The following is a 25,833-nucleotide window of genomic DNA, read 5'->3' on the forward strand; positions in this document are numbered from 1 at the left end:
CTTTCATAGTAACAGGAGGATGATATATGGGAATAATAAAGGTGGGATTTGGGGCTGCCGAAAGCGTGCTGGCGGACCAGTGGCGTGAATATATTTACTGCTCCTCATTGGAGGCAGATGTACTTGTGAAAAAGGGAGAAAACAGACGGTCCCAGCGCAGCTACAACACAAAGGGAAGCTCTCATCTGATCACAAACGGTTCTATTATTGCAGTTAATGAAGGACAGTGCATGATGATCGTGGACCAGGGAGCCGTGGTGGAGGTCTGCGCCGAGGCAGGAGAGTTTGTCTATGATTCCTCCACAGAGCCCAGTATTTTTTACGGCGGCCTGGGAAAGGGCATATTGGACAGCTTTAAGCAGTTCGGACGGCGCGTTACCATGGGCGGAGATACGGGAAAGGACCAGCGCGTGTATTTCTTCAATACAAAAGAAATCATGGGCAACAAGTACGGTACAGCCAATCCCGTTCCCTTCCGCGTGGTAGACCAGAACATCGGACTGGACATTGATATCTCCATCCGCTGCCATGGCGAGTACGCCTACAAGATCGCAGACCCGATCCTGTTCTATAAAAATGTCTGCGGCAATGTGGAGGATGAGTTTACCAGGGATAAGATCGATTCCCAGCTAAAGAGCGAGCTGCTCACAGCACTTCAGCCGGCCTTTGCAAAGGTCTCCGACATGGGCATCCGCTACAGCGCCCTGCCGGGTCATGCAGATGACCTGGCTGACGCATTAAACGAGATCCTGTCTGAAAAATGGGGCGGGCGCTATGGAATCGTTATCAGCAGTGTGGGAGTCAACTCCGTAAAGGCGCCGGAGGAAGATGAAAAGATGATCAAGGAGCTGCAGCGCAATGCAGCCTTCCGCAATCCTACCATGGCTGCAGCCCATATGGTAAGCGCCCAGGCAGATGCCATGAAGGCAGCCGCCTCCAACGAGAGCACAGGCCCCATGATGGCATTTGCAGGGATGAATATGGCGTCTGGCATGGGCGGCATGAATGCGTCCGATCTCTTTGCAATGGGCCGGCAGCAGGCTGGTCAGCCGGGCATGGATCAGTACAAAGTCCAGGCCGGACAGCCGGGAATTGCCCGGCCGGGAGCCGGGGCAGCAGGCACCTTTGGGGCCGGACAGACAGCTTTCGGTCAGGAAACTTCCGGCCAGCCATCCGCAGGTTTGGCAGGCACAGCAGATCCGGGCTGGAGCTGCAGCTGCGGCAAAGAAGGGAACAAGGGCAAGTTCTGTACGGAATGCGGTCGTCCGAGGCCGGCAGAGGACGCCTTTTGGACCTGCAGCTGTGGAACCCGCAACAAAGGAAAATTCTGTTCTGAGTGCGGCAGGCCAAAGCCTGCAGGTATCCCACAGTACAAGTGCGACAAGTGCGGCTGGGAGCCGGAGGATCCTCATCACCCGCCGAAGTTCTGTCCGGAGTGCGGAGATCCCTTTGACGATGGAGATATAAAAAAATAGTAAGCGGCTGATATACAGGGCAGACCTGGAGATCCGAGAGGAGCAGGCCTGCCCTGTTCGCGTGGCATTTTGCCACAGCTTGTGCTTTCCGCAAAAATCAGGTATTCCTATTGAATTTGTAGGAATACTATGATATAGTAAGGAATGTAGATGAAGCTTTTAACTTCAGGATTACAGAAAGGCGGATTTTAATTATGAAACAATTGATTTATCTGGATAACGCGGCTACCACAAAGACGAGGCCGGAGGTTGTGGAGGCCATGCTTCCGTATTTTACAGAGTATTATGGCAATCCTTCCTCTATTTATGAGTTCTCCGCAGAGAGCAAAAGGGCAGTAAACCATGCAAGAGAGACCATTGCCAATGCCCTGGGAGCAAAGACCAATGAAATATATTTTACGGCAGGAGGCAGCGAGTCCGACAACTGGGCGTTGGTTGCCACGGCAGAAGCCTATGGAAATAAAGGAAAGCACATCATCACCAGCAAGATCGAGCACCATGCCATCCTCCACACCTGCCAGTATCTGGAAAAGAGAGGGTATGAGGTGACATACCTGGATGTAGATGAAAATGGAGTGGTGAAGCTGGATGAGTTGAAGAAGGCCATCCGTCCTGACACCATTCTGATCTCTATCATGTTTGCAAACAACGAGATCGGAACCATCGAGCCCATCCGCGAGATCGGCGAGATCGCAAAGGAGCACAACATCCTGTTCCACACAGACGCTGTCCAGGCCTTTGGCCACGTGCCGATCAACGTGGATGAATACCATATTGACATGTTAAGCTCCAGCGGTCACAAGCTGAACGGCCCCAAGGGCATCGGCTTCCTCTACATCCGCACCGGAGTGAAGATCCGTTCCTTTATCCACGGCGGAGCACAGGAGCGCAAGCGCCGTGCGGGCACGGAAAATGTGACTGGTATCGTGGGCTACGGCAAGGCAGTGGAGCTTGCCATGGCAGAGATGGAGGAGAGAGTTGCAAAGGAGACAGAGCTTCGCGATTACCTGATAGGGAGAGTCACAGATGAGGTTCCCTTTACCAGGGTAAATGGCTCCCGTACCAACCGCCTTCCCAATAATGTAAACTTTGCCTTCCAGTTCATTGAGGGCGAGTCCCTTCTCATTAAGCTGGATATGGCTGGTATCTGCGGTTCCAGCGGATCTGCCTGCACCTCAGGCTCCTTAGACCCGTCTCATGTGCTCCTTGCCATCGGCCTTCCTCACGAGATCGCCCACGGCTCCCTGCGCCTGACCTTAAGCGAGGAGAACACGAAGGAGGAGATGGACTACGTGGCAGACCAGATCAAGGAGATCGTGGCATACCTGCGCGGAATGTCCCCGCTGTATGAGGATTTTATCAAAAAGAACAGATAGTAAATAGCATAGGACAAACAGACAGTACGGCAAACCTGCATGCGCCCGGCTGTCGGACGCGCCGCCGCACCGCGAAAGTCTGGCGGGCGCATTGGGCATACCTGAATACAAGCCGCCTATCCGGCGGCAGGATTTTCATAGTAATACAGGAGGAACTGATATGTACACAGAAAAAGTAATGGACCATTTTGAGCATCCCAGAAATGTAGGAGAGATAGAGAACCCCAGCGGCATGGGAACTGTAGGAAATCCCAAATGCGGCGACATCATGCGTATTTATCTGGATATCGATGACAACCAGGTGATCCGCGATGTAAAATTCAAAACCTTTGGCTGCGGAGCAGCAGTGGCAACCAGCAGCATGGCAACAGAGCTCGTAAAGGGAAAGACAGTCCAGGAAGCCATGGCAGTCACCAACAAGGCTGTTATGGAGGCACTTGACGGACTGCCACCTGTTAAGGTACACTGCTCCCTGCTGGCAGAGGAGGCCATCCACGCCGCTCTCTGGGATTATGCACAGAAAAAGGGGATTACCATTGAGGGCCTTGAGAAGCCAAAGGATAATATCGGCGAAGAGGAAGAAGAGGAAGACTATTGAGAAAGAAGGTTGTAGTAGGCATGTCAGGAGGAGTAGACTCCTCCGTGGCTGCCTGGCTGTTAAAAGAGCAGGGTTACGATGTGATCGGAGTAACCATGCAGATATGGCAGGATGAGGATACCGAGGTCCAGGAAGCAGAGGGGGGCTGCTGCGGCTTAAGCGCTGTGGAGGATGCCCGCCGGGTTGCCATGGACCTGGGTATTCCTTATTATGTCATGAATTTTAAGCAGGAATTTAAGGAAAATGTGATGGACTATTTTGCAGCGGAATACATGGCAGGCAGGACGCCCAATCCCTGCATCGCCTGCAACCGCTTTGTAAAATGGGAGTCCCTTCTGCGCCGCAGCATGGCGATCGGGGCTGACTATATTGCAACGGGCCACTATGCCCGCATTGAAAAGCTGCCAAATGGCCGTTATGCCCTCCGCCAGTCCGTGACGGCTGCAAAGGATCAGACATATGCCCTTTATAACCTGACTCAGGAGCAGCTCTCCCGCACACTGATGCCGGTGGGCGCTTACTGTAAGGAGGAGATACGCGCAATAGCGGAACAATTAAATCTTCCCGTTGCCCACAAGCGGGACAGCCAGGAGATCTGCTTTATTCCGGATCACGATTATGCCTCCTTCATCGGCCAGTACACAGGGGAGGAGATGCCCCCCGGCAATTTCGTGGATCTGGAGGGGACGATTCTGGGCCGTCACAAGGGAATCTCCCACTACACCATAGGCCAGAGAAAGGGACTGAATCTGTCCATGGGCCATCCCGTGTTCGTGGTGGAAATACGCCCTGAGACAAACGAGGTCGTCATCGGAAATGGGGATGACGTGTTTACGGATGTGGTAACATGCAATAAGCTGAACTGGATGGCGGTGGAGGGCCTGGATGGCGGTGAGCTGGAGGTAATTGGAAAGATCCGCTACAGCCATCGGGGAGCCCCCTGTACCATACGCCAGACAGGAGAGGATGAGGTGGAATGCAAGTTCCACGAGCCTGTGAGAGCCGCAACCCCCGGACAGGCAGTGGTATTTTATAAGGATGATTACGTAGTGGGCGGAGGTACGATCTTATGAGGAACAGGAAAATGGAAAGCAGGAGAAGAGAAGGCAGGAGGAGGCATAGCGCTGCGGCCGCCATGGCTGCGGCAGCTATGGCGGCACTCCTTATGTGCTCCGCCCTGTCAGGCTGCAGCAGCTATGCCTCCAGCGCAGAGCTTAAGAGCCAGGCGGAGGCGGCAAAGCTGGAAGCTACCGGATCCGGGAGCCTTCTGCCGGAAAACGCCGGAGAGCTCCCTCAGGCGGACGCCATTGCCCTGGAAAGCCAGCTCACCCAGGCAGCTCCTGTTCCTGAATTTGAGGCGGTCTCAGACGAAGTGTATGTAAAAACCTCCGACGGCTCTGCTGTGCGGGTCCGCTCCGCCTGTGACACCTCCGATCCCTCCAACATTATCGGCTATGCCCCGGATAAGACCGCACTAAAGCGCACAGGCAGGCATGACCAGTGGACCAGGATCGAATATCACGGGGGAACGGCTTACATTGCCTCCGCCTACATTACAGAGGAAGCACCTGCCGCAGGGGCAGAAGAGCAGCAGGCAGCAGGCAGCGGCTCATCCCAGGCCTCCTTTGACAGCTCCATCTCCCTTGACCCATCCTGGAAGTACGCGGAATTTTCCAAGATCAATTCCGGTTCAGCCACCCTGTACCGATCCCAGGCCTCCTCAAAAAAGAACATCACCATCTGCGTCAACGCAGGCCACGGCACAGCTGGGGGCTCCTCCGTGAAGACGCTGTGCCATCCGGACGGAACGCCGAAGGTGACAGGCGGGACCACGGGAGCCGGAGCCACCTCGGCAGTGGCTGTTTCCGGCGGCATGACCTTTGCAGACGGAACCGCGGAGAGCAAGGTAACGCTTTCCATGGCTCTTATCCTGAAGGATAAGCTTCTGGCGGCTGGGTACGATGTATTGATGATAAGGGAAAGCGATGATGTTCAGCTGGACAATGTGGCCCGCACGGTCATTGCCAACAATGCAAGCGACTGTCATATTGCCCTTCACTGGGATTCCACTGCAAATGACAAGGGTGCCTTTTACATGAGTGTCCCCAATGTGGATTCCTACCGGAATATGGAGCCTGTGAAATCCAACTGGGAGAAGCATAATGCACTGGGAGAGAGTCTGGTGGCGGGCCTTAAGGGAGCGGGAGTAAAGATCTTTTCCGGCGGCTCCATGGCAATGGATCTGACCCAGACCTCTTATTCCACTGTCCCCTCTGTGGACATTGAGCTGGGAGACAAGGCCTCGGATCACGGAAAAGCGGCGCTGTCCCTGCTGGCTGACGGCCTGGTGGCAGGCATCAACCAGTATTTTGGACAGTAGGGTGGGGAGTTTGGCCTCCTTCACGAAAATGTAAGAAAAAATGTGGCATTTATAAAAGGCGCTTATGGTATAATTTTTACGTGACACAGACATCATGTTTTCCATAAAAAGGAGGTATTTTATGAAACGGTTAAAAGGATTTCTGGCAGCTGTTCTAAGTGCAGCGCTTTTATGTCCCGCTACAGCCTACGCAGCTCCATCTCAGGAGGCTTTGGCCCTTTATAAAGAGATCGAGGCAGAGCAGGCGGCAATGACGGATATGAATGCATTTTACGATTTCAATGTCCACATGTCCGGCAGTATGCTGGAGGCCCAGGGACCTATGGACATGAGGATCGAGATGAACGTGATGATGAACCATATCACAGAGCCCGGCGCGCTGGGGTATATGGCATACACCCGCATCACCCAGCCGGGAAACCAGCAGAGTACAAGCGCCATGTATTACCAGAACGGCTACTGCTACATAGAGGCAGGAGGCATGAAGATCAAATATCCCATGGCTCTTGAACAGATGATGCAGCAGACCATAGCCTCCTCAAAGGCATTCCAGATGCCTGGAGATCTGATGGAGGATATGAGCCTTCGCATGGAAGGAGAAAACAGAGTGCTCAGCTATAAGATACAGGATGACAAGATGAATGATTACATTCAGATGGTCCTGGGCTCCACAGGCTTAAGCGGAATGATGGGCGATATGACCATCAGCCTGGGAAATGTAGAAGGCGAGTATGTGGTGAATCCCGCAGGCCAGTGTGTCAAGATGCGGCTTAAGATGGATCTGGATATGACAGCCAACGGTCAGAGCCTGTCCATGACAATAGACGGGGATATCGGAATCGCAAATCCGGGAGAGCCGGTGGAGATCCCCTATCCGGATCTCACACAGTATCAGGAACTGTCAACAGAGGCCCTGACAGCAGGCTCTGCCCAGTAACAAAAAATTTTATGCCAACTACTACACAAAACACGATTTTTAGTGTATAATGCAGTAGTTGGCTATCCAAATATAAGGAGGAATACCCAAGTGGCTGAAGGGTCTGGCTTCGAACACCAGTAGGTCGGTAGCACCGGCGCAAGGGTTCAAATCCCTTTTCCTCCGTTTAAAAAGACGCTGGCTGCGGTCAATATTTTGCAGCCAGCGTCTTTTCATGCCGTAGATCCTGTGTCTGTCAGCGTGCTCCCAAGCTTCTGGAGGGGCATTCCTCCGGGATAGAAGGGGTAGCGTTCGCTGCTCCCGGAAGGTCGATCTCAGGGACATCCCCGTCTCCATAGGCATCGCTGTTTTTTCCGGGAAGCTCCATGGGCGTTAAAGGGCCCTTTGTCTGCTGTCCATCCATGTGCCTCATCCTTTCATTTCTATGCTTTCTACATAGCTTCGCATTTCATCTCTGCTGCTTACATTTTTTGCGCCCTCCACAATGGAGTCCTGTTCTGCCTTAGACAGCCCGGAAAAATGGTTCAGGGCATCGGGATGCATGGCAAGCTCCATAGTAAAGCCAATGGGCAGCTCCTCTCGTTCGATCATTTTCATCACCTCATTGCTTATTATGAGGAGGAGAGAGGAAAACTATACAGATATCCGGCTATTTGCCTGAAAATTCTCCGGTCACGCTTCCTCCTTTCCGTTTGTTCTGCAGATCAGACAATTGTATTTTAAGGCAAACAATGCTATATTGGTGGGGAGACATTTGAACGACATACAAAGAAAGGCTTTTACATATGGAAGAAGGAAAGAGACATACATTCCCGGAAGAGGAATACGAAGAGATCAGCCAGGTGCCTTTGGAAGAGGAAGGGGCTGGTGAGCGCAGGCCGAGAAGCCGCAGAAAAGGCAGCAGGCCGACGGGACGGACGGCAGGCCGGGCGAGGCCTAAGGGCACGTCCTATGCTCCGGAAGAGCTTCATGGGGCAAAGGAGAAGAAAAGGGAGGAGCACAGAAGAGGACAGCAGGGCGGCAGAGGCTCCCTTCTGGCAGTGGTGCTGGCGCTGATCCTGGGAGCAGGCTGCGGACTGGGAGGCGGATACTGGATGTGGGGCTATGAGCGCGCCAATACCGTGGATCTGAAGGCAGTAGAGGTGCCTAAGTGGGTAAAGCAGGAATTTATAAGGAAGAATATCTTCTCCAGGCCGGATGTGAGCCGCCGGGAGGTATCAAACATTGTCATCCACTACGTTGCGAATCCAGGCTCCACGGCGGCTCAGAACAGAGCTTATTTCGACAGCCTGGCAGACCAGGATCCGGGAGGAGCGGGAGCTTCTGCCAGCGCACATTTTGTGGTGGGGCTTGAGGGAGAGGTGATACAGTGCATTCCCGTGACAGAGATCGCTTATGCAAATGCACCCCGTAACAACGATACCATATCCATTGAGACCTGCCACCCTGATGAGAGCGGAAAATTCAATGAGGCGACCTATGATTCCCTGGTAAAGCTCACAGCCTGCCTGTGCAGGGAACTAAAGCTGACCTCCAAGGATGTTATACGCCACTATGATGTAAATGAAAAGAACTGCCCCAAGTATTACGTAGAACACGAGGATGCCTGGGAACAGTTCAAAAAGGATGTGGATAAGGCCATAAAGGTGCGCTCCTGGGAGCAGGGAGCATAGGACAGTCTCACAGGAAGAGGCTCTGACGCAAATGCCTGGCGTCAGCTGGGAAGGCCGGGCGCAGTGCAGGAGAGCCGGTGTCATACGGGAAGGCCGGGCACGGCACGGAAGCCTGGATTACAGAGGGATCATACAGGCCTTCCTGCCCCGGAACACCGTATAATACCGGAATCCGCAGGCCAGGAGCATTTCCCTGCACCTGTCAAAGCCGGAGCCGATATATTCCGGTGTGTGGGCGTCGGAACCAACTGTGATGAGCTCCCCGCCAAGCTCATGGTAGCGTTTCAGGATATCTGTGCAGGGATTGGGCTGGGACATGCCGTATTTGAAGGCGCCTGTATTGCATTCCAGGGCCTTTCCGTGCTGGATCAGTACCTTTAAAAGCGGATCAATCCACTGGATATATTCCTTATAAGAGTAATACTGCTCCCCGTGAGGCGCATAGCGCACAACATAGTCTAGGTGGCCATAGGAGTCAAAGGCCCAGTAAAGCTTCTGTACCCGCTCCAGTGAGACCTGGAAAAATTTCTCCAGGCCCTCCTTCTCGCCGTGGCTTTCCCAATATTCCGGGTAATAGGGGTCGGTCCTGTCCACAAAATGGCTGGAGCCGATCACATAGTCAAAGGAGGAACCGTAGTTTTCTGAAAACTGGCGCAGGTACTCCGCAATATGATTCTGGAGTCCAAGCTCAATGCCAATGTTGATGCGTATGCTGCCTTTATACTCCTCCTGTATCTGCCTTAAGGCGGGCAGATAGGCCGGGATATCCAATTCAAAATTATCTTCACAGAAGCAGGAGTCATAATCATGGTGGTCAGTAATGCACATCTCCTCCATTCCCAGTGTAATGGCCCGTTGGACCTGCTGCCTCACAGGAGTGTCAGAATCGCCGGAAAAGCAGGTGTGCAGATGGCAGTCGTATATCATATAAGAAGCCTCCTTACAGGTGTTTCTCCCGACATTATAAGCGCAAATAGACGGAAAGACAAGATTTCGTTCATTTTAAGCGAATAAATTGGTGATTTCTCCAGAATACTAGGATTCAGGGCAAAAAATGAAAAAAGGGCTTGCCATTTCATGAGAAATTGATTACAATGGAAGCAAGGTTGATTATTATTTAACAATAATATATTTTTAACAAACTAGGAGGAATTGAATCATGGCAGTAAAAGTTGCAATTAATGGTTTTGGACGTATTGGACGTCTGGCATTCCGTCAGATGTTCGGAGCTGAGGGTTACGATGTAGTAGCTATCAACGACTTAACTGATCCTAAGATGTTAGCTCACCTGTTAAAGTATGATACAGCCCAGGGCGGATATGCAGGCCACATCGGCGAGGGCAAGCACACTGTAGAGGCTGGAGAGAACTCCATCATCGTTGACGGCAAGGAGATCACCATCTACAAGGAGCCAAAGGCTGCTGACCTTCCATGGGGCGAGATCGGTGTAGATGTAGTATTAGAGTGCACAGGCTTCTACTGCTCTAAGGACAAGGCACAGGCTCACATCGATGCCGGCGCTAAGAAGGTTGTTATCTCTGCTCCTGCAGGCAACGACTTAAAGACCATCGTATTCAGCGTAAATGAGAAGACTCTGACAGCTGAGGATACCATCATTTCCGCAGCTTCCTGTACAACAAACTGCTTAGCTCCTATGGCTAAGGCTCTGAATGACTACGCTCCGATCCAGAGCGGTATCATGAGCACCATCCACGCTTACACCGGCGACCAGATGATCCTTGACGGACCACACAGAAAGGGCGATTTGAGAAGAGCACGTGCAGGCGCTGCTAACATCGTTCCGAACTCCACCGGTGCTGCTAAGGCTATCGGCCTGGTTATCCCAGAGCTGAACGGCAAGCTGATCGGCTCCGCACAGCGTGTTCCTGTACCAACCGGTTCCACCACGATCTTAACAGCTGTTGTTAAGAAGGCTGGCGTTACCAAGGAAGACATCAACGCTGCTATGAAGGCTGCTGCTTCCGAGTCCTTTGGTTACAACGAGGATCCGATCGTTTCTTCCGATGTTATCGGCATGAAGTACGGCTCCCTGTTCGATGCAACTCAGACCATGGTAGCTCAGATCGCAGATGACCTGTACGAGGTTCAGGTTGTTTCATGGTATGACAACGAGAACTCCTACACCAGCCAGATGGTAAGGACAATCAAATACTTTGCTGAATTAGCTTAAGCATTGAGCACTTAACGAGGTCTTTTCGAGTTTCGTGCGAAAGCCGTTCCCGAAGCTTAGCGAGGTCTTTTCGAGCTTAGTTGAGTGGAACATACCTTGAATCGACTCATCGGGGTCCGGTCGTTTGGACCGGGCCCCTTTTTCCGTTCCGTTTGGAACAGGCACATAAAAAGGAGAATGAACCATGTTAAATAAGAAGACAGTTGACGATTTAAAGGATTTACAGGGCAAGAGAGTGCTGGTGCGCTGCGATTTTAACGTACCGTTAAAGAATGGCGAGATCACTGACGAGACACGTATCGTAGCAGCTCTTCCAACGATCCAGAAGCTGATCGGCGAGGGTGCAAAGGTTATCCTGTGCTCCCACTTAGGCAAGGTAAAGAATGGCCCCAACGAGGGTGAGTCCCTGGCTCCTGTTGCAAAGCGTCTTTCCGAGAAGCTGGGCAAGGAGGTTGTATTTGTTGCTGATTACAACGTAACAGGCGAGGCAGCTACCAATGCAGTAGCAGCTATGAAGGACGGCGATGTCGTTCTGCTTCAGAATACACGTTTCCGCGGCAAGGAAGAGACAAAGAACGGCGAGGAGTTCAGCAAGGAGTTAGCTGATCTGGCTGACGACTATGTATGCGACGCATTCGGTTCCTCCCATAGAGCACATGCATCTGTAGAGGGCGTTACAAAGTTCATCTCCGCAAAGGGCGGCACCAACGCAGTTGGCTATCTGATGCAGAAGGAGATCGACTTCCTGGGCAATGCAGTGGAGGATCCGGTCAGACCATTCGTTGCAATCCTGGGCGGCGCAAAGGTTGCTGACAAGCTGAACGTAATCTCCAACCTTCTTGAGAAGTGCGATACCCTGATCATCGGCGGCGGCATGGCATTTACCTTCTTAAAGGCACAGGGCAAGGGCATTGGCAACTCCCTGGTAGACGATACAAAGCTTGATTACTGCAAGGAGATGATGGAGAAGGCCGAGAAGCTGGACAAGAAGCTCCTTCTTCCTGTTGACACCACCATCGCAGCAGCATTCCCGAACCCGATCGACGGACCTGTTGATGTAAAGGTTGTTTCTGTTGATGAGATCCCGGCTGACATGGAAGGCCTGGATATCGGTACAGAGACTGCAAAGCTGTACGCTGAGGCTGTAAAGTCTGCAAAGACCGTTGTTTGGAACGGACCAATGGGCGTATTTGAAAACCCAACTCTGGCAGCAGGCACCATCGCTGTAGCAAAGGCTCTGGCTGAGACAGAGGCTACCACCATCATCGGCGGCGGCGATTCCGCAGCAGCAGTAAATCAGCTGGGCTTCGCTGACAAGATGAGCCACATCTCCACAGGCGGCGGCGCTTCCCTGGAGTTCTTAGAGGGCAAGGAGCTGCCGGGCGTTGCAGCTGCTGACGACAGGCTGTAAGCACTTAGTGAGGTTTCTTCAAGCTTAGCCGAGTGAACGATCCGAGATATTTCTATAAAAAGTCCGCCGCCTGATAGGCGGCATGCATTCAGGTATGCCCAATGCGCGCGGTGATGCGCTGGCTGCCGGGTGCATGAAGGTTTGATGAAAAATCATAACGGCCCTGAGCTGGTTTACCCCGGCTCAGGGCGGTCTGGGTTTCCTGCAGAGCGGGGAACCTGTAATGGGAAGGAGAACAATCATGGCAAGAAAGAAAATTATCGCAGGCAACTGGAAGATGAATATGACACCTTCAGAGGCCGTTGCTCTGGTAAATGAGTTAAAGCCGCTGGTAGTAAATGAGGATGTGGACGTGGTATTCTGTGTGCCGGCCATTGACATTATCCCGGCAATGGAAGCAGCAAAGGGGACCAATATCAACATTGGCGCAGAGAACATGTATTTTGAGGAAAAGGGCGCTTACACAGGCGAGATTTCCCCGAACATGCTGGTAGACGCAGGTGTGAAATACGTGATCATCGGTCATTCTGAGCGCCGTGAGTACTTTGCAGAGACAGACGAGACTGTTAACAAGAAGGTATTAAAGGCCTTCGAGCACGGCATCACTCCGATCATCTGCTGCGGCGAGTCCCTGACTCAGAGAGAGCAGGGCATCACCATTGACTGGATCCGCCAGCAGATCAAGATCGCCTTCTTAAATGTAACAGCAGATCAGGCCAAGACAGCAGTGATCGCTTACGAGCCAATCTGGGCAATCGGCACAGGCAAGGTTGCAACTACAGAGCAGGCAGAAGAGGTTTGCGCAGCTATCCGCGCTTGCATCGGCGAGATCTACGATGAGGCAACTGCAGAAGCGATCCGCATCCAGTACGGCGGCTCCGTATCTGCTTCCTCTGCACCGGAGCTGTTCGCACAGGCTGACATTGACGGCGGCCTGGTAGGCGGCGCTTCTTTAAAGCCGGATTTTGGAAAGATCGTAAACTACAATAAATAAGCATAGACAGAACAGTGCCCTGTGGCCCTGGAGCGCGTATGCCTCCAGTACGGCGGCAGGGCATTTAAGATATCAATTAGAAGGAGATAAGCAGATATGAGCAAGAGACCAACAGTATTAATGATCCTGGACGGCTACGGCTTGAACAGTAACTGTGAGCACAACGCTGTATGCGAGGGCAAGACACCTGTAATGGACCAGCTGATGAGCCAGTGCCCCTTTGTGAAGGGCGAGGCAAGCGGCATGGCAGTGGGTCTTCCTGAGGGACAGATGGGCAACTCTGAGGTAGGCCATCTGAATATGGGCGCTGGCCGTATTGTGTACCAGGAGCTGACAAGAATTACCAAATCCATCCAGGACGGAGATTTCTTCCAGGTTCCGGAGTTTTTGACCGCAGTGGAGAACTGCAAGAAAAATGATTCCGCACTTCACATGTTCGGACTGGTGTCCGACGGAGGCGTTCACAGCCACATTACCCACATTTACGGCCTGCTGGAGCTGGCTAAGCGGAACGGCCTGAAAAAGGTTTACGTACACTGCTTCTTAGACGGACGTGACACACCGCCGGAATCCGGCAAAGACTTCGTGGCTCAGCTGGAAGCAAAGATGGCAGAGCTGGGCGTAGGCGAGGTGGCATCCGTTATGGGACGTTATTACGCAATGGACCGTGACAAGAGATGGGACCGCGTGGAGCTGGCTTACAAGGTTCTCACAAAGGGTGAGGGCAAGGAAGCAGACAGCGCCACCGCAGGCATCCAGGCATCCTATGACGATGGAAAGGCAGATGAGTTCGTTGTTCCGTTTGCAGTGATGAAGGACGGAAAGCCAACCGCTACCATCCAGGATAAGGATTCCGTGATCTTCTACAACTTCCGTCCGGATCGTGCAAGAGAGATCACCCATGCATTCTGCGATGACGAGTTTAACGGCTTTGCAAGGGAGAAAAAGCTGGATCTGGTATATGTTTGCTTTACGGACTACGATGAGACCATTGTAAATAAGCTGGTTGCATTTAAGAAGGAGAGCATCACCAACACCTTTGGCGAGTTCCTGGCAGCCAACGGCAAGACCCAGGTAAGGATCGCTGAGACAGAGAAGTATGCCCACGTGACCTTCTTCTTTAACGGCGGCGTGGAGGAGCCAAACGAGGGCGAGGACCGCATCCTGGTTCCCTCTCCAAAGGAAGTTGCCACCTACGACTTAAAGCCGGAGATGAGTGCAAACGGTGTTTGCGACAAGCTGGTTGAGGCCATCAAGTCCGGCAAATACGATGTTGTCATCATCAACTTTGCTAACCCGGATATGGTTGGACACACCGGCGTGGAGTCCGCAGCTATCAAGGCCATTGAGACCGTAGATGCCTGCGTTGGCCGCGCTGTGGAAGCCATCAAGGAAGTGGACGGCGTGATGTTCATCTGCGCTGACCACGGAAATGCAGAGCAGCTGGTGGACTATGAGACAGGCGAGCCATTTACCGCCCACACCACCAACCCTGTTCCCTTTATCCTGGTAAATGCAGACCCATCCTACAAGCTCCGGGAGGGCGGCGCCCTGTGCGACATCATTCCGACTCTGATCGAGCTTATGGGAATGGAGCAGCCTAAGGAGATGACGGGTAAGTCCCTGCTGGTGAAATAGAAGGATCCTAGAAACAGATAAACAGGCCGCCCGGTATGCTGCAGCTTTCAGCAAATGCCGGGCGGTTTCCCTGCCTTTTCTATGTTTTCCCAATTCGTATTTTCGGTCCCGTTTGTTAGGCTATTACAGGGGGCTCTTTTATTTTTCCGGTCTTTTCGGCTTTTTCCTTTTTCCGTTCTTTTTTCTTTTCCTTCTCTTTGGAGCCTGGAATACTTCCGGACATTCTGATCGCCCATTTTGAGCAGGCAGGCCCTACCATCTCGTATAGAAGGCCGCTGGAGAGAATAATGGTGGAGAGCATTTCACCGCTCTGGCCCGGCAGCATGCGCTGGCCCAGAACAGCAAGGCCGATGGATACTCCTGCCTGGGGGATCAAGGCAAGGCCGAAATAGCGCCGTATCTCAGGTGAGGCATGGATCACGGCAGCGCCTAAGGAAGCGCCCGCGTATTTTCCCAATATCCGTACTAAAAAGTAGATCACGCCGATCATCCCGGCTTGTGCCAGGCTGGGCAGGGACAGGCGCATTCCGGACAATACAAAGAACATGACAAGGAGCGGCGGGGTGAACTGGTTCAGCTGCTTAAACAGATGCTTATTGCCGCAGGAATTTACATAAGCCGTGCCGCAGGCCATACAGGCCAGCAAGGGAGATACATTTAAAGCTGTGCACAGACCTGCAGTTGCCATGATGACAACACAGGCCAGCACCAGGCTGTGGTCCTTGCTCCTGCGCTTGTGGATCAGGCGGCTTAACAGGATGCCGGAAAAGAGGCCTGCTCCCAGAGACAGAAGGTTTAAGGCCACAGGCAGGAGCACCTGGGAAAGGGTCATACTGCCCGCAGTACCGCTTGCCTGGACAATGGCTGTGCAGATGCTGAAGGCGATCAAAGCCACAGCATCATCCAAAGCCACCACCTGGAGGATGGTGTCAATAAAGGGGCCTTTGGCCTTGTACTGGCGGATCGTCATAATGGTGGAGGCAGGCGCAGTGGCGCAGCCGATGGCGCCCAAAAGAAGGCTGAAGGGCATAGACAGACCCAAAAGGAGCATGGCTGCAGTGATAAGGATGCCTGCGGTGAGCGACTCAAAAAGGGTCAGCACCACCATGCGCATTCCGTTGGCCTTCAGGGAGCTTAAACGGAAATATTTTCCTACTCCGAAGGCGATAAAGGCCAGGGCCAGGTCTGTAATGAAATCCATGTGCTTGATATATTCCTGCGGGATCAGGTTCAGGCACCAGGGGCCGATGGCCACCCCTGCAAGGATATATCCGGTCACGTTGGGAAGATGAAGCTTTTTTGTAGCGCGTGTAAAGAGAAAAGCGGATGCCAGCATAATGGTGATGGCCAGGATCACACCTGCTGTTCCGAGATCTGATAAAAATAATGCCATATCACAGCACCCCTTTCAAACATTTTGATTGATTATATGCACATTTGGTGATAAAATCAAATGATAATATTTAATCAGCCTATAAAAATAATTTATAATTCTAAAAAGGGGGAATGGTGATGTTCGATGGAAAGGCAAGTACATTGCTTGCAGTAGTGGAGACAGGGAGCTATACAAAGGCCGCCCAGAAGATGAACCTGACCCAGCCTGCTGTCAGCCACCAGATACGCCTGCTGGAAAGCGAATTTGACATCAAGCTGTTCTACAGGGCAAAAAACAAGCTGAAATTGACGCCCCAGGGGAAGATCCTGGTCCAATATGCCAGAAGGGCAGCGGCTGTCTATGCCAATGCATGTCAGGCCATTGAGGACAGTAAGACAGAGACCAGCCATCTGAATGTGGGGATCACCCCTACGGCAGGCGAGACCATTATCCCTCAGGTGCTTGCAACTCTTTGCAATGAAAATCCGGGGATACATATAAATATTTGTATGAATACCATTCAAAAAATTTATACCCGTCTGAAGGCTTATGAGCTTGACTTTGCGGTGGTGGAGGGGGCTGTGCCCTCGAATGATATCATATCCACGGCTCTGGACACGGATTACCTGTGTCTGGCTGTTTCACCGATCCACAGACTGGCCAGGGCCAGGACCGTATCCTTAGAGGACATACGCCATGAGAAGCTGATACTGCGGACCAGGAGTGCAGGAACCAGGCAGCTGTTTGAGAAGCACCTGACAGCAAGGGGAATGGATCTGTCAGAATTCAATGTGATGATGGAGCTGGACAATGTTGCTATGATAAAGGAGCTTGTGAGCATGGATCTGGGGATCACTATTATTGCAAAGAGCGCCTGCAGGGATGAATGCGCCGGAGGCCGCCTGGCAGCGATCCCCATTGAAAATTCATCCATGGTGCGCCAGATCGACATTGTATATCTGAAGGATTTTATGCATATGGAGGTCATAGAGACCATGCGTGAAATTTATGATAAGATGGGGAACTAGTGCACGTGCCAGCACACTAGTGCAACATGCGAAACTCAGGTACGGGGGGCTTCCATTTTCCGGGTAAATGGGATAAAATAAAAAATAGTTGAGCGCCAGGGCGCGAAACTATTTGCTACGCAAACAGAGCGAAGCGGAGTTTGCGGTTCCCGTACGTTTTTATGAAGCGAGGAACGAGTGTAATAAAAAATAGTTGAGCGCCGGAGCGCGAAACTATTTGCTGCGCAAACGAAGCGAAGCGGAGTTCGCGGTTCCCGTACGTTTTTATGAAGCGAGGGACGAGCGTAATAAAAAATAGTTGAGCGCTCTTAAGGGGAGTGCAGAAAAACAGCCCGGCCTATGGATCCGGGTGGGAATACAGGAGTATGGATTTTGAACGAGAAAAAGAGAATGAAAACTGGGAAGCTGTTAAAACGATTTCTTCCTTATTATGGAAAGTACAAGGGGGTCCTGTTCTTCGACCTGTTTTGTGCAGCGCTGACGACCATAGGAGAGCTGGTGCTTCCGCTGATGCTGCGCTATATCACGAACCAGGGGATGCGGGATCTGGCATCTCTCACAGTGGGGACGGTTGTGCGCATAGGAGCATTGTATCTGGTTCTGCGGATCATTGATTCCCTGGCAGCCTACTACATGGCTTATACGGGCCACGTGATGGGTGTTTATATCGAGACCGATATGCGCCAGGATATGTTTGAACATTTACAGATGCTGTCTGACAGCTATTACAGCAACACAAAGGTGGGCCAGATCATGTCCAGGATCACCAGCGACCTGTTTGATGTGACGGAGTTTGCCCATCACTGTCCGGAGGAGTTTTTTATTGCTGTTTTGAAGGGCGTGGTATCCTTTGTGATCCTTTCCGGCATTAACCTGGAGCTGACCCTTCTTATTTTTGTCATGATACCGGTCATGATCCTTTCATGTACCTGGTTCAATATGAAGGTAAAGGAGGCCTTCCGCAAGCAGAGAAACCAGATCGGTGAGCTGAATGCCCAGATCGAGGATTCCCTGCTGGGAAACCGCGTTGTGCGTGCCTTTGCAAATGAGCCTGTGGAGATCGAGAAGTTTGGAAAAGGCAACCAGGCCTTTATGAAGATCAAGAAGCATACCTACCGTTATATGGCGGCCTTTCAGATCACCACCCGTTCCTTTGACGGTTTGATGTATGTGATCGTCATTGTGGCAGGAGGCATTTTCATGCTCAAGGGAAAGATCGCTCCCGGCGACCTGGTAGCGTATACGCTTTATGTTACCACCCTTCTCACCACCATCCGCCGGATCATTGAGTTTGCGGAGCAGTTCCAGCGGGGCATGACGGGAATTGAGCGTTTCCAGGAAATTATGGAAGTGATGCCTGATATTAAGGATAAAAAGGGAGCAAAGCCCCTGGAGGATGTGAAGGGGGCCATCGAATTTGAGCATGTGAGCTTTGAATATCCCGATGACCACAATCCGGTGCTGCAGGACATCAACCTGAAGGTAAGGCCTGGGGAGCGCATTGCCCTGGTAGGCCCCTCCGGCGGCGGCAAGACAACGCTGTGCAACCTCCTTCCCAGGTTCTATGACACTACAGAGGGAACCATCCGGATCGACGGAAAGGACATAAGGGATGTGACCCTGCGCAGCCTGCGGGGGAGCATCGGTGTGGTGCAGCAGGATGTATACCTGTTTTCCGGCTCTGTGTATGAAAATATCAGCTATGGACGTCCGGGAGCTTCCAGGGATGAGGTGATGGAGGCTGCGAAGCTGGCAGGAGCCCATGAATTTATTATGGAGTTAAAGGACGGCTACGATACCTATGTGGGAGAGAGAGGCGTAAAGCTTTCAGGAGGACAGAAGCAGCGCATCAGTATTGCCAGGGTATTTTTAAAGAATCCGGCTGTCCTCATACTGGATGAAGCCACCTCGGCTCTTGACAATGAAAGCGAATACCTGGTGTCCCAGTCTCTTGATAAGCTGGCAGTGGGGCGCACTACGCTGACCATTGCCCACCGCCTTACCACCATACAGGGCGCAGACCGGATCCTGGTGCTTTCCGGCAACCAGATCGTGGAGGAAGGAAACCACAGGGAGCTTCTGGAAAAGAAGGGAATGTACTATCAGTTGTATGCCACAGCCAACAGGCTGGATCATGGACTGGAATAGGAAAGCCGGGAATTTATAGAAAATAATTGGGAGAAGCTACAAGGAGGCAATATGAAGATAGCAGTAGTGACAGACAGCAACAGCGGCATTACACAAAAGGAAGCAGAGAAGCTGGGGATCATCGTTCTCCCGATGCCCTTTATGATAAATGAGCAGGTGTTTTTTGAGGATATTGATCTGAGCCAGGAGGCATTTTACAAGCGCATGGCAGAGGGAGCAGATATTACTACCTCCCAGCCGGCGCCAAAGGATGTGCTGGAGCTCTGGGACAAGCTGCTGAGGGAGTACGATGAGATCGTGCATATCCCCATGTCCAGCGGCTTAAGCGGCTCCTGCCAGACAGCCATGATGCTGGCAGAGGATTACGGGGGCAGAGTTCAGGTGGTGAACAATCAGCGCATTTCCGTGACCCAGAGGCAGTCTGCCCTGGATGCAAGGGACCTGGCTGCCAAGGGATATGATGGGGCTGCCATTAAGGAGATATTGGAACGCACCAAATTTGACAGTACGATCTACATTACCGTGGATACCCTGAAATACCTGAAAAAGGGCGGAAGGGTCACTCCGGCTGCGGCAGCGCTGGGAACGCTTCTGAGGATAAAGCCGGTGCTTACGATCCAGGGAGAAAAGCTGGATGCATTTTCAAAGGCCAGGACCATGAAGCAGGCCAAAACCATGATGCTCACAGCTCTTTCAAAGGATCTGGAGGGACGTCTGGGAGATCCTAAGGGTGAGGACACCTGGATCCAGATCGCCCATACCTGCAATGAGGAGGCGGCAGAGGAGTTCAAAAAAGAAGTGGAAGCCATGTATCCTTCAGCGCCGGTCCATGTGGACCCTCTGTCACTGAGCATTGCCTGCCACATTGGTCCCGGTTCTCTTGCAGTAGCCTGCTGCAGGAAATTAAAGGAGCTGAAATAAGTGAAAAAGAATCGTTTCATGGAAATGCTGCGGGCGCGTGGACTGAGCATGAAGCTGGTGTTGTCTTTTACAATGGTCACGGCAGCCCTGGTGCCCCTGATCCTCCAGGCAGCCCTGATGCTGGGCTCCTTCCAGCAGAACCAGCTGGATGGCAGGAGTATGGAGATCCAGAACCAGTGTGCGATCTTAAGCAACCGCATGACCCGGTCCGGATACATGACAGCGGAAAAAAAGAACAATACGGCTCTGGATGCCCAGATGCAGACAATTTCCGATCTCTATAATGGAAGGATCGTGATCGTAAGCAGCAATTTCAAGATCATAGCAGATACCTTTAACCTGTCTGTGGGAAAATACTATATATCGGAGGAGGTCATCAAATGCTTCAGAGGAGAGGCCGCCTCCCATTATAACAAGGAAATGCAGTATTTTGCCCAGGCGACCCCTGTCTATGATCCGGCAAATGAGAAGACTGTCAACGGGGTCCTTGTGCTGACTGCCTCAACGGAGAACATCATTTCTCTGACAGATAAGATATCCGGCAGTGCCCACCTTTTTCTTATGAGCATGCTTTTGGTGCTGGCAGCAGTTTCCGTCATGGCCGTTCATCTGCTCATGGCTCCCTTTGGGAAGCTGCAGCTGGCCTTTGACCGGGTGGCTCAGGGAGATCTGGATGCAGATATTATGGTGGATACATACAGGGAGACAAAGCAGCTGTCGGAGTCTGTCCAAAAGTCCTTGGGCAAGCTGCGGGCAGTGGACCAGTCGCGCCAGGAGTTCGTATCCAATGTGTCTCATGAGCTGAAAACTCCTATTACCTCCATCCGTGTGCTGGCTGACTCCCTTATGGGGATGGAAGATGTGCCTGTGGAGCTTTACAGGGAGTTTATGACAGATATTTCCGATGAGATCGACCGGGAAAACCAGATTATCGAGGATCTTCTTATGCTGGTAAAAATGGACAAGTCAGCGGAGAGCCAGATGAATTTAGAGCAGGTGAGCATTAACGGGGAATTAGAGCAGGTCTTAAAGCGCTTAAGGCCCATTGCAAAGAGAAAAAATGTAGAACTGATCCTGGAGAGCTTCCGGGAGGTAACGGCGGACGTGGACCGGGTGAAAATGTCCTTGGCCATTACCAATCTGGTGGAGAATGCTGTCAAGTACAATGTGGATTCCGGCTGGGTACGGGTGACCCTGGATGCAGACCACAAGTTTTTCTACATTACAGTGGCGGACTCCGGTATCGGTATTCCTGAGGACTGCATTGACCATATTTTTGAGAGGTTCTTCAGGGTGGACAAGGCGCGTTCCAGAGAGGTAGGAGGAACAGGACTGGGGCTTTCCATCACGAAAAATGTGATCAGGATGCATCATGGCGTTATTGATGTGGAAAGCCAGCCGGGAGAGGGAACGGTATTCCATGTACGGATTCCCTTAAATTATGTGCCGAGACAGGAGGGGAGGACATGAGAGAGTTCATAAATGGAAAAAAGCGTGCTTTCAAATGTCTGGTGCTTCTGGTGACGGCGTCTCTCTGCTGTCTGCTTTCTGCCTGCAGGGAGTCCCTGGAGCCGACAGCCTCCGTATCTGAGGGAAAATACCTGGTGTACTATCTCAATGCCTCTACGACCAAGCTGGTCCCCCAGGTCTATGAGCCGGAGAGTACGGCTCCAAAAGAGCTGGTGGAGGAGCTGATGGACCAGTTCATCCATGTGCCGAAGGATCTGGACTGTCAATCAGCCCTGAGTGATAAGGTTGCTTATCAGGGAATGCGCCTGGAAGGACAGGTTCTGTACGTCTATTTTGACATCAACTACTCCTCCATGAAGCCGGAACAGGAGATCCTGTGCAGGGCGGGCCTTACGAGAACACTGACTCAGGTGGAGGGAGTGGACTATGTTTCCGTCTACTGCGGGGACCAGCCTTTGATAGACCGTCTGGGCAGTCCGGTGGGAGCACTGTCTGCCAACGATTTTATTCTCAACACCAGCAACGTGAATGCCTACGAGAAGACAGAGCTGACCCTGTATTTTGCAGATGAAACAGGGAATAAGCTGATCGCGGAGAAGCGGGAGGTGGTGCACAATATCAATACCTCCTTAGAGCAGCTGATCGTAGAACAGCTGATCGCAGGGCCAAGCCAGGCAGGACGGTATCCCACCCTGCCGTCAGACTGTAAAGTCCTGAGCATTTCCGTGACAGACAATGTGTGCTATATCAATTTTGACGCTGCATTTTTAAACACGGCCCTGACAGTGGGTGAGTATATCCCGATATATTCCATTGTGGATTCCCTGTCTGAGATGACACCTGTCACCAGGGTGCAGATCATGGTAAATGGCTCCCAGGATGTGATGTTTCGGGATGTGGTTTCCCTGAACACCACCTTTGAGCGGAGCCAGGATTATATTGGAGGAGTCCAATAGAAAGGATAGGGAAAATTGAATATCAAACGGCCGCTTATGGTAATAGCTGCAGGATTCGTATTTGGAGAGGTGCTGATCTTAAGCTGCAGGGCGGTTTGGCTGTGGATTCTGCTCCTTATGGCAATGGCTGTGGGGGCAGGGGGATTTCAGGCGCATTTGGAAAAATGGAAAGGAATGGGCCGGAATACAGTCAGAAAGAGACAGGGCAGGAGTGCCATATGGAGGACATTCCTGCTCCTTTTTTTTCTGCTGGCTGCTGTGCTTGCCGGGTATGAGAGGGGTGCTGCGGTGAAACGGCGTTTGGATTTGGAGGAGGAGCAGGCCGTTAGGCTGGGAGAGGGCAAGGTGACGGTATGTGGGAGGATTGGTTCTGTGGAGGAGAAGGAGGGGAGTGTCAGACTGGTATTGGAGGGGGCAGTGGTCCGGGATACATCAGACCGGGAGACAGTGGCTGGGGAGGTGAGGTTTGGAAAAATATGGGTTTACCTTGCTGGAGAGGAGGAAGAAAATGAGGAAACCTATCATGTACCGGAGAATGGGAACGAATACGGCGGAGAAAAAGAAAGGGAGAAAAATAGCAGTGGTCCCAGGGCTGGGAACAATGAGAGCAGCCAGGGGCCCGGGAAAGAGAAGGCGGCAAAGCTTGTGGCCGGGAAGCGTGCAGCAATAACAGGAGAGCTGGAAGCCATAGAGGGGCCGCGCAATCCGGGAGAGTTTGATTTCCGGGGATATTACCGCGCAAAGGGGATAGGATGCCGGCTTTTCGCTGACTGTGTGGAGATGGTGGAAGGGGAGGCTTCGCCATATTTCCGGTTCCTGGACATTGTGAAAAGCAGGTGCAGGACCGTGCTGGAGGAAGTCTGTCAGGAAGCAGACAGCATGATATATAAGGCGGTGCTGTTGGGAGAACGTACATCCATGGATATAGAAGTGAAAACCATGTACCAGAGGGCAGGAATTACCCATCTTCTGGCCATTAGCGGACAGCATCTTACGATCATCGGGGGAGGGATATATCTGATTCTGCGCCGGATCGGTCTGGGATATAAGAAGGCTGGAGCAATAGGAGCTGTGCTGGTGGTGAGCTATGGTGTTCTTACAGGGGGCTCCGGCTCGGCTTTGCGTGCGGTCATTATGATCCTGTGCCTGTGGATGGCTGCTGCCTGCGGCAGGACCTATGATACGCTGTCAGCCTTAAGCCTGTCGGCAATGCTGCTCTTGTGGGAATCTCCCTATCTGCTGTTTCAAAGCGGCTTTCAGCTTTCCTTTGGTGCTGTGTATGCCATAGGAGGAATCGGAAGCTTTCTCTGCACTTCCCTGAAGGCAGAGAAGGCCTGGCAAAAAACACTCCTTATCAGCCTCTGCGTCCAGCTGGCCCTTGCCCCTGTGATGCTGTGGCATTATTACCAGTATCCCCTGTATGGGATCCTTATGAACCTTCTGGTGCTTCCCCTTGTTCCGATGCTCATGTATTCCGGCCTGCTCGCCATTGGGATCGGAAGCTTCTTTAGGGCAGGGGGAGTGGCAGCAGTGGGAGCAGGACATTATATTATGGAGTATTACAGCCGTCTTTGCGGCCTGGCAGAGCAGCTTCCGGGGTACTGCCTGGTGCTGGGAAGGCCGGGATTGGGGCAGGTGGGAGGCTATTATATCTGTGTGGCGGTGCTCCTGAGGGGGATCGCGGTTCTATCCGCCGGAAATACGCCTGCTCGTTCCTCTGAACTTGTACATCCGGCCAGGCGGCTTTTCTGTTTCCCCGCAGTCTGCGCCGTATTTGCCCTCAGCTTTCTGCTTCTGCTTCCCCGTCCCGTAAAAGGGCTTGAGATCCTCTGCATGGATGTGGGACAGGGAGACGGGTTTGTCCTTATGACAGGAAGGCATGCCGTGCTGATTGACGGAGGAAGCAGCAGTGAGAAAAAGCTGGGGAGTATGAGTCTGGAGCCATATCTGAAAAGCCGTGGAGTGACCTCCATTGATTATGCCATTGTAAGCCATGGGGATAACGACCACATAAGCGGTCTCCGTTATCTTTTAGAGGAGTCGGAGGACATAAAAATAAAGACCTTAGTTTTACCATCCAAAGGCCAGGAAGAAGAAATCTATTGTGAATTAGGGGAGCTTCAACAGAAAAATGGTGGAAAAGTGGTACATATGGAAACCGGAAGCACGATAAGGGCAGGAAATCTTCAGCTTTTCTGCCTGTACGCCGGAGAAGGCAGTCCATCTGCGGACCGCAACAGCCATTCCCTGGTCCTGTGTGCGGATTATGAAGGCTTTCATATGCTGTTCACAGGAGATATGGGGACAGAAGAGGAGAGCGTCCTTCTGGAGCTGGCAGAAAGGTCACCATTTCAAAGAGAGCACCTGAACCATGTCCAGGTACTGAAGCTGGCCCACCACGGTTCCGCAGGCTCCTCCAGCCAGCCATTTGTAGAGCAGATGCCCCTAAGGCTTGCCATCGTTTCCTACGGAAAAGGCAATTCCTACGGCCACCCATCCCAAAAGGTAATGGAATCCATGCAGGCCTCCAAGATCCCGGTCATGGAAACGGGAAAAGGCGGCGCCGTTCTGCTGAAAACAGATGGCATCCGCCTGAACGCGCATTACATATTTCATCAAAAATAACAGAGAAGGAGGCCTCCTGAAAATCAACCTAAAAATTAATGGCCTTCAGGCCTCCTGCCCTTTAAAATGTGATCCAGAAGCGCAGTGCACCCCTGATTTACATCCCTCCAGGTAGCATCAAAATCCCCTGTATACCAGGGATCCGCCACATCCCGCCCGCTCCCCGCAAAATCCAGCAGCTTAAAGATCTTGCCATCTGGATCTCCGCCGGCAATGGCCTTCATATTCCGTATATTCCAGGAATCCATCCCAATGAGATAATCAAAAGCCCCATAATCCGCCTTCCTCATCTGTTTCGCATGATGCCCCTCACAGCTGATCCCAGCCCTCCGAAGCTTCTCCCTTGTTCCCCGGTGAACCGGATTGCCGATCTCCTCTGTGGAGGTGGCGGCAGAGTCAATAAAGAAGAGGTCAGAGAGGCCCTTTTCGTTGACGAGGTTTTGGAAAAAATAGTGGCACATGGGGCTGCGGCAGATGTTGCCGTGGCAAATAAATAATACTTTTATCATAAACGAAAATCCTCCTAAAATGCCGTATTCTGCCTCGATTTGCCGCAGTTTGCCGAGCATAAATTTCGCCCTGAGATTGTTAAATTTGTCACAGAATAAGCAAAATGCAGCAAAACGAGGCGAGTTGA

22 protein-coding genes and 1 tRNA gene are annotated in these 25,833 nt (G+C 52.1%); 18 read left to right on the forward strand and 5 right to left on the reverse strand.

The annotated features are described in order from the left end of the window. The first annotated feature begins 26 nt into the window (after positions 1 to 26). From LIZ87_RS01215 to LIZ87_RS01245, 7 genes are all read left to right on the forward strand, one after another. Positions 27 to 1,475, forward strand: coding sequence for an SPFH domain-containing protein (locus LIZ87_RS01215; protein WP_227144876.1), 1,449 nt, complete (start codon positions 27 to 29; stop codon positions 1,473 to 1,475). Between the two features lie 194 nt (positions 1,476 to 1,669). Beyond that, complete coding sequence (nifS, locus tag LIZ87_RS01220) at positions 1,670 to 2,851, forward strand: cysteine desulfurase NifS (protein ID WP_178313177.1); 1,182 nt, start codon at positions 1,670 to 1,672, stop codon at positions 2,849 to 2,851. A 160-nt stretch (positions 2,852 to 3,011) separates the two neighbouring features. After that, positions 3,012 to 3,449 (forward strand): Fe-S cluster assembly scaffold protein NifU, encoded by a 438-nt coding sequence (nifU, locus tag LIZ87_RS01225; protein ID WP_227144878.1) that lies wholly within the window; start codon positions 3,012 to 3,014, stop codon positions 3,447 to 3,449. Next, a complete protein-coding gene (mnmA, locus tag LIZ87_RS01230) occupies positions 3,446 to 4,522 on the forward strand; it encodes a tRNA 2-thiouridine(34) synthase MnmA (RefSeq protein ID WP_227144880.1) in 1,077 nt (358 codons plus the stop codon). The genes nifU and mnmA overlap by 4 nt, the downstream gene beginning before the upstream one ends. Beyond that, the gene (locus LIZ87_RS01235) at positions 4,519 to 5,829 is read left to right on the forward strand and encodes an N-acetylmuramoyl-L-alanine amidase (RefSeq protein WP_330664509.1); all 1,311 of its coding nucleotides are present in this window, start codon (positions 4,519 to 4,521) and stop codon (positions 5,827 to 5,829) included. The genes mnmA and LIZ87_RS01235 overlap by 4 nt, the downstream gene beginning before the upstream one ends. A 121-nt stretch (positions 5,830 to 5,950) precedes the next feature. Next, positions 5,951 to 6,766, forward strand: coding sequence for a DUF6612 family protein (locus LIZ87_RS01240; protein ID WP_178314810.1), 816 nt, complete (start codon positions 5,951 to 5,953; stop codon positions 6,764 to 6,766). 76 nt (positions 6,767 to 6,842) lie between these two features. Further along, positions 6,843 to 6,931 (forward strand) — tRNA-Ser (locus tag LIZ87_RS01245). Positions 6,932 to 7,001: 70 nt separating this feature from the next. Here LIZ87_RS01245 and LIZ87_RS01250 read toward each other — a convergent pair. Beyond that, positions 7,002 to 7,169 (reverse strand): hypothetical protein, encoded by a 168-nt coding sequence (locus LIZ87_RS01250; RefSeq protein WP_178314812.1) that lies wholly within the window; start codon positions 7,167 to 7,169, stop codon positions 7,002 to 7,004. Positions 7,170 to 7,174: 5 nt separating this feature from the next. Beyond that, positions 7,175 to 7,357 (reverse strand): hypothetical protein, encoded by a 183-nt coding sequence (locus LIZ87_RS01255; RefSeq protein ID WP_178314814.1) that lies wholly within the window; start codon positions 7,355 to 7,357, stop codon positions 7,175 to 7,177. Between the two features lie 194 nt (positions 7,358 to 7,551). Between LIZ87_RS01255 and LIZ87_RS01260 the strand changes: the two genes are divergently transcribed. Beyond that, entirely contained in the window at positions 7,552 to 8,439 is an 888-nt protein-coding gene (locus tag LIZ87_RS01260; RefSeq protein WP_178314816.1) for a peptidoglycan recognition protein family protein, read from the forward strand. A 117-nt stretch (positions 8,440 to 8,556) separates the two neighbouring features. Here the strand turns inward: LIZ87_RS01260 and LIZ87_RS01265 are convergent, their stop codons facing one another. Beyond that, entirely contained in the window at positions 8,557 to 9,366 is an 810-nt protein-coding gene (locus LIZ87_RS01265) for a histidinol-phosphatase HisJ family protein (protein WP_178314819.1), read from the reverse strand. Between the two features lie 232 nt (positions 9,367 to 9,598). Here LIZ87_RS01265 and gap point away from each other — a divergent pair, with 232 nt between their 5' ends. The 4 genes from gap to gpmI all read left to right on the forward strand — a co-directional run bounded on the left by gap (position 9,599) and on the right by gpmI (position 14,673). Beyond that, a complete protein-coding gene (gene gap / locus LIZ87_RS01270; protein WP_178314821.1) occupies positions 9,599 to 10,630 on the forward strand; it encodes a type I glyceraldehyde-3-phosphate dehydrogenase in 1,032 nt (343 codons plus the stop codon). 184 nt (positions 10,631 to 10,814) lie between these two features. Beyond that, positions 10,815 to 12,041: a phosphoglycerate kinase gene (locus LIZ87_RS01275; RefSeq protein WP_178314823.1), complete on the forward strand. Its 1,227-nt coding sequence runs from the start codon at positions 10,815 to 10,817 to the stop codon at positions 12,039 to 12,041. Between the two features lie 241 nt (positions 12,042 to 12,282). After that, positions 12,283 to 13,035: a triose-phosphate isomerase gene (gene tpiA, locus LIZ87_RS01280; RefSeq protein ID WP_227144883.1), complete on the forward strand. Its 753-nt coding sequence runs from the start codon at positions 12,283 to 12,285 to the stop codon at positions 13,033 to 13,035. Positions 13,036 to 13,131: 96 nt separating this feature from the next. After that, on the forward strand, positions 13,132 to 14,673 hold the full coding sequence (gene gpmI / locus LIZ87_RS01285) for a 2,3-bisphosphoglycerate-independent phosphoglycerate mutase (protein WP_178314827.1): 1,542 nt from the start codon (positions 13,132 to 13,134) through the stop codon (positions 14,671 to 14,673). 115 nt (positions 14,674 to 14,788) lie between these two features. On the opposite strand, the gene LIZ87_RS01290 is transcribed toward gpmI, so the two are convergent. Continuing rightward, positions 14,789 to 16,066: a cation:proton antiporter gene (locus LIZ87_RS01290; RefSeq protein ID WP_227144885.1), complete on the reverse strand. Its 1,278-nt coding sequence runs from the start codon at positions 16,064 to 16,066 to the stop codon at positions 14,789 to 14,791. A 119-nt stretch (positions 16,067 to 16,185) separates the two neighbouring features. On the opposite strand from LIZ87_RS01290, the gene LIZ87_RS01295 reads away from it, so the two are divergent. From LIZ87_RS01295 to LIZ87_RS01320, 6 genes are all read left to right on the forward strand, one after another. Next, complete coding sequence (locus tag LIZ87_RS01295) at positions 16,186 to 17,076, forward strand: LysR family transcriptional regulator (protein WP_178316262.1); 891 nt, start codon at positions 16,186 to 16,188, stop codon at positions 17,074 to 17,076. A 372-nt stretch (positions 17,077 to 17,448) separates the two neighbouring features. After that, entirely contained in the window at positions 17,449 to 19,224 is a 1,776-nt protein-coding gene (locus tag LIZ87_RS01300) for an ABC transporter ATP-binding protein (RefSeq protein ID WP_178316261.1), read from the forward strand. Between the two features lie 51 nt (positions 19,225 to 19,275). Continuing rightward, a complete protein-coding gene (locus tag LIZ87_RS01305; RefSeq protein WP_227144887.1) occupies positions 19,276 to 20,145 on the forward strand; it encodes a DegV family protein in 870 nt (289 codons plus the stop codon). A gap of 18 nt (positions 20,146 to 20,163) precedes the next feature. Continuing rightward, a complete protein-coding gene (locus LIZ87_RS01310) occupies positions 20,164 to 21,615 on the forward strand; it encodes a sensor histidine kinase (protein ID WP_264467847.1) in 1,452 nt (483 codons plus the stop codon). Continuing rightward, the gene (locus LIZ87_RS01315) at positions 21,612 to 22,571 is read left to right on the forward strand and encodes a GerMN domain-containing protein (RefSeq protein ID WP_178317309.1); all 960 of its coding nucleotides are present in this window, start codon (positions 21,612 to 21,614) and stop codon (positions 22,569 to 22,571) included. The genes LIZ87_RS01310 and LIZ87_RS01315 overlap by 4 nt, the downstream gene beginning before the upstream one ends. Positions 22,572 to 22,607: 36 nt before the next feature. Beyond that, positions 22,608 to 25,196: a DNA internalization-related competence protein ComEC/Rec2 gene (locus LIZ87_RS01320; RefSeq protein ID WP_227144891.1), complete on the forward strand. Its 2,589-nt coding sequence runs from the start codon at positions 22,608 to 22,610 to the stop codon at positions 25,194 to 25,196. Positions 25,197 to 25,231: 35 nt separating this feature from the next. On the opposite strand, the gene LIZ87_RS01325 is transcribed toward LIZ87_RS01320, so the two are convergent. Further along, on the reverse strand, positions 25,232 to 25,705 hold the full coding sequence (locus LIZ87_RS01325; protein WP_227144893.1) for a low molecular weight protein-tyrosine-phosphatase: 474 nt from the start codon (positions 25,703 to 25,705) through the stop codon (positions 25,232 to 25,234). Positions 25,706 to 25,833 lie beyond the last annotated feature (128 nt).

It is taken from the genome of Lacrimispora sp. 210928-DFI.3.58, assembly GCF_020554865.1.
In the GTDB taxonomy this organism is placed as follows: domain Bacteria; phylum Bacillota; class Clostridia; order Lachnospirales; family Lachnospiraceae; genus Enterocloster.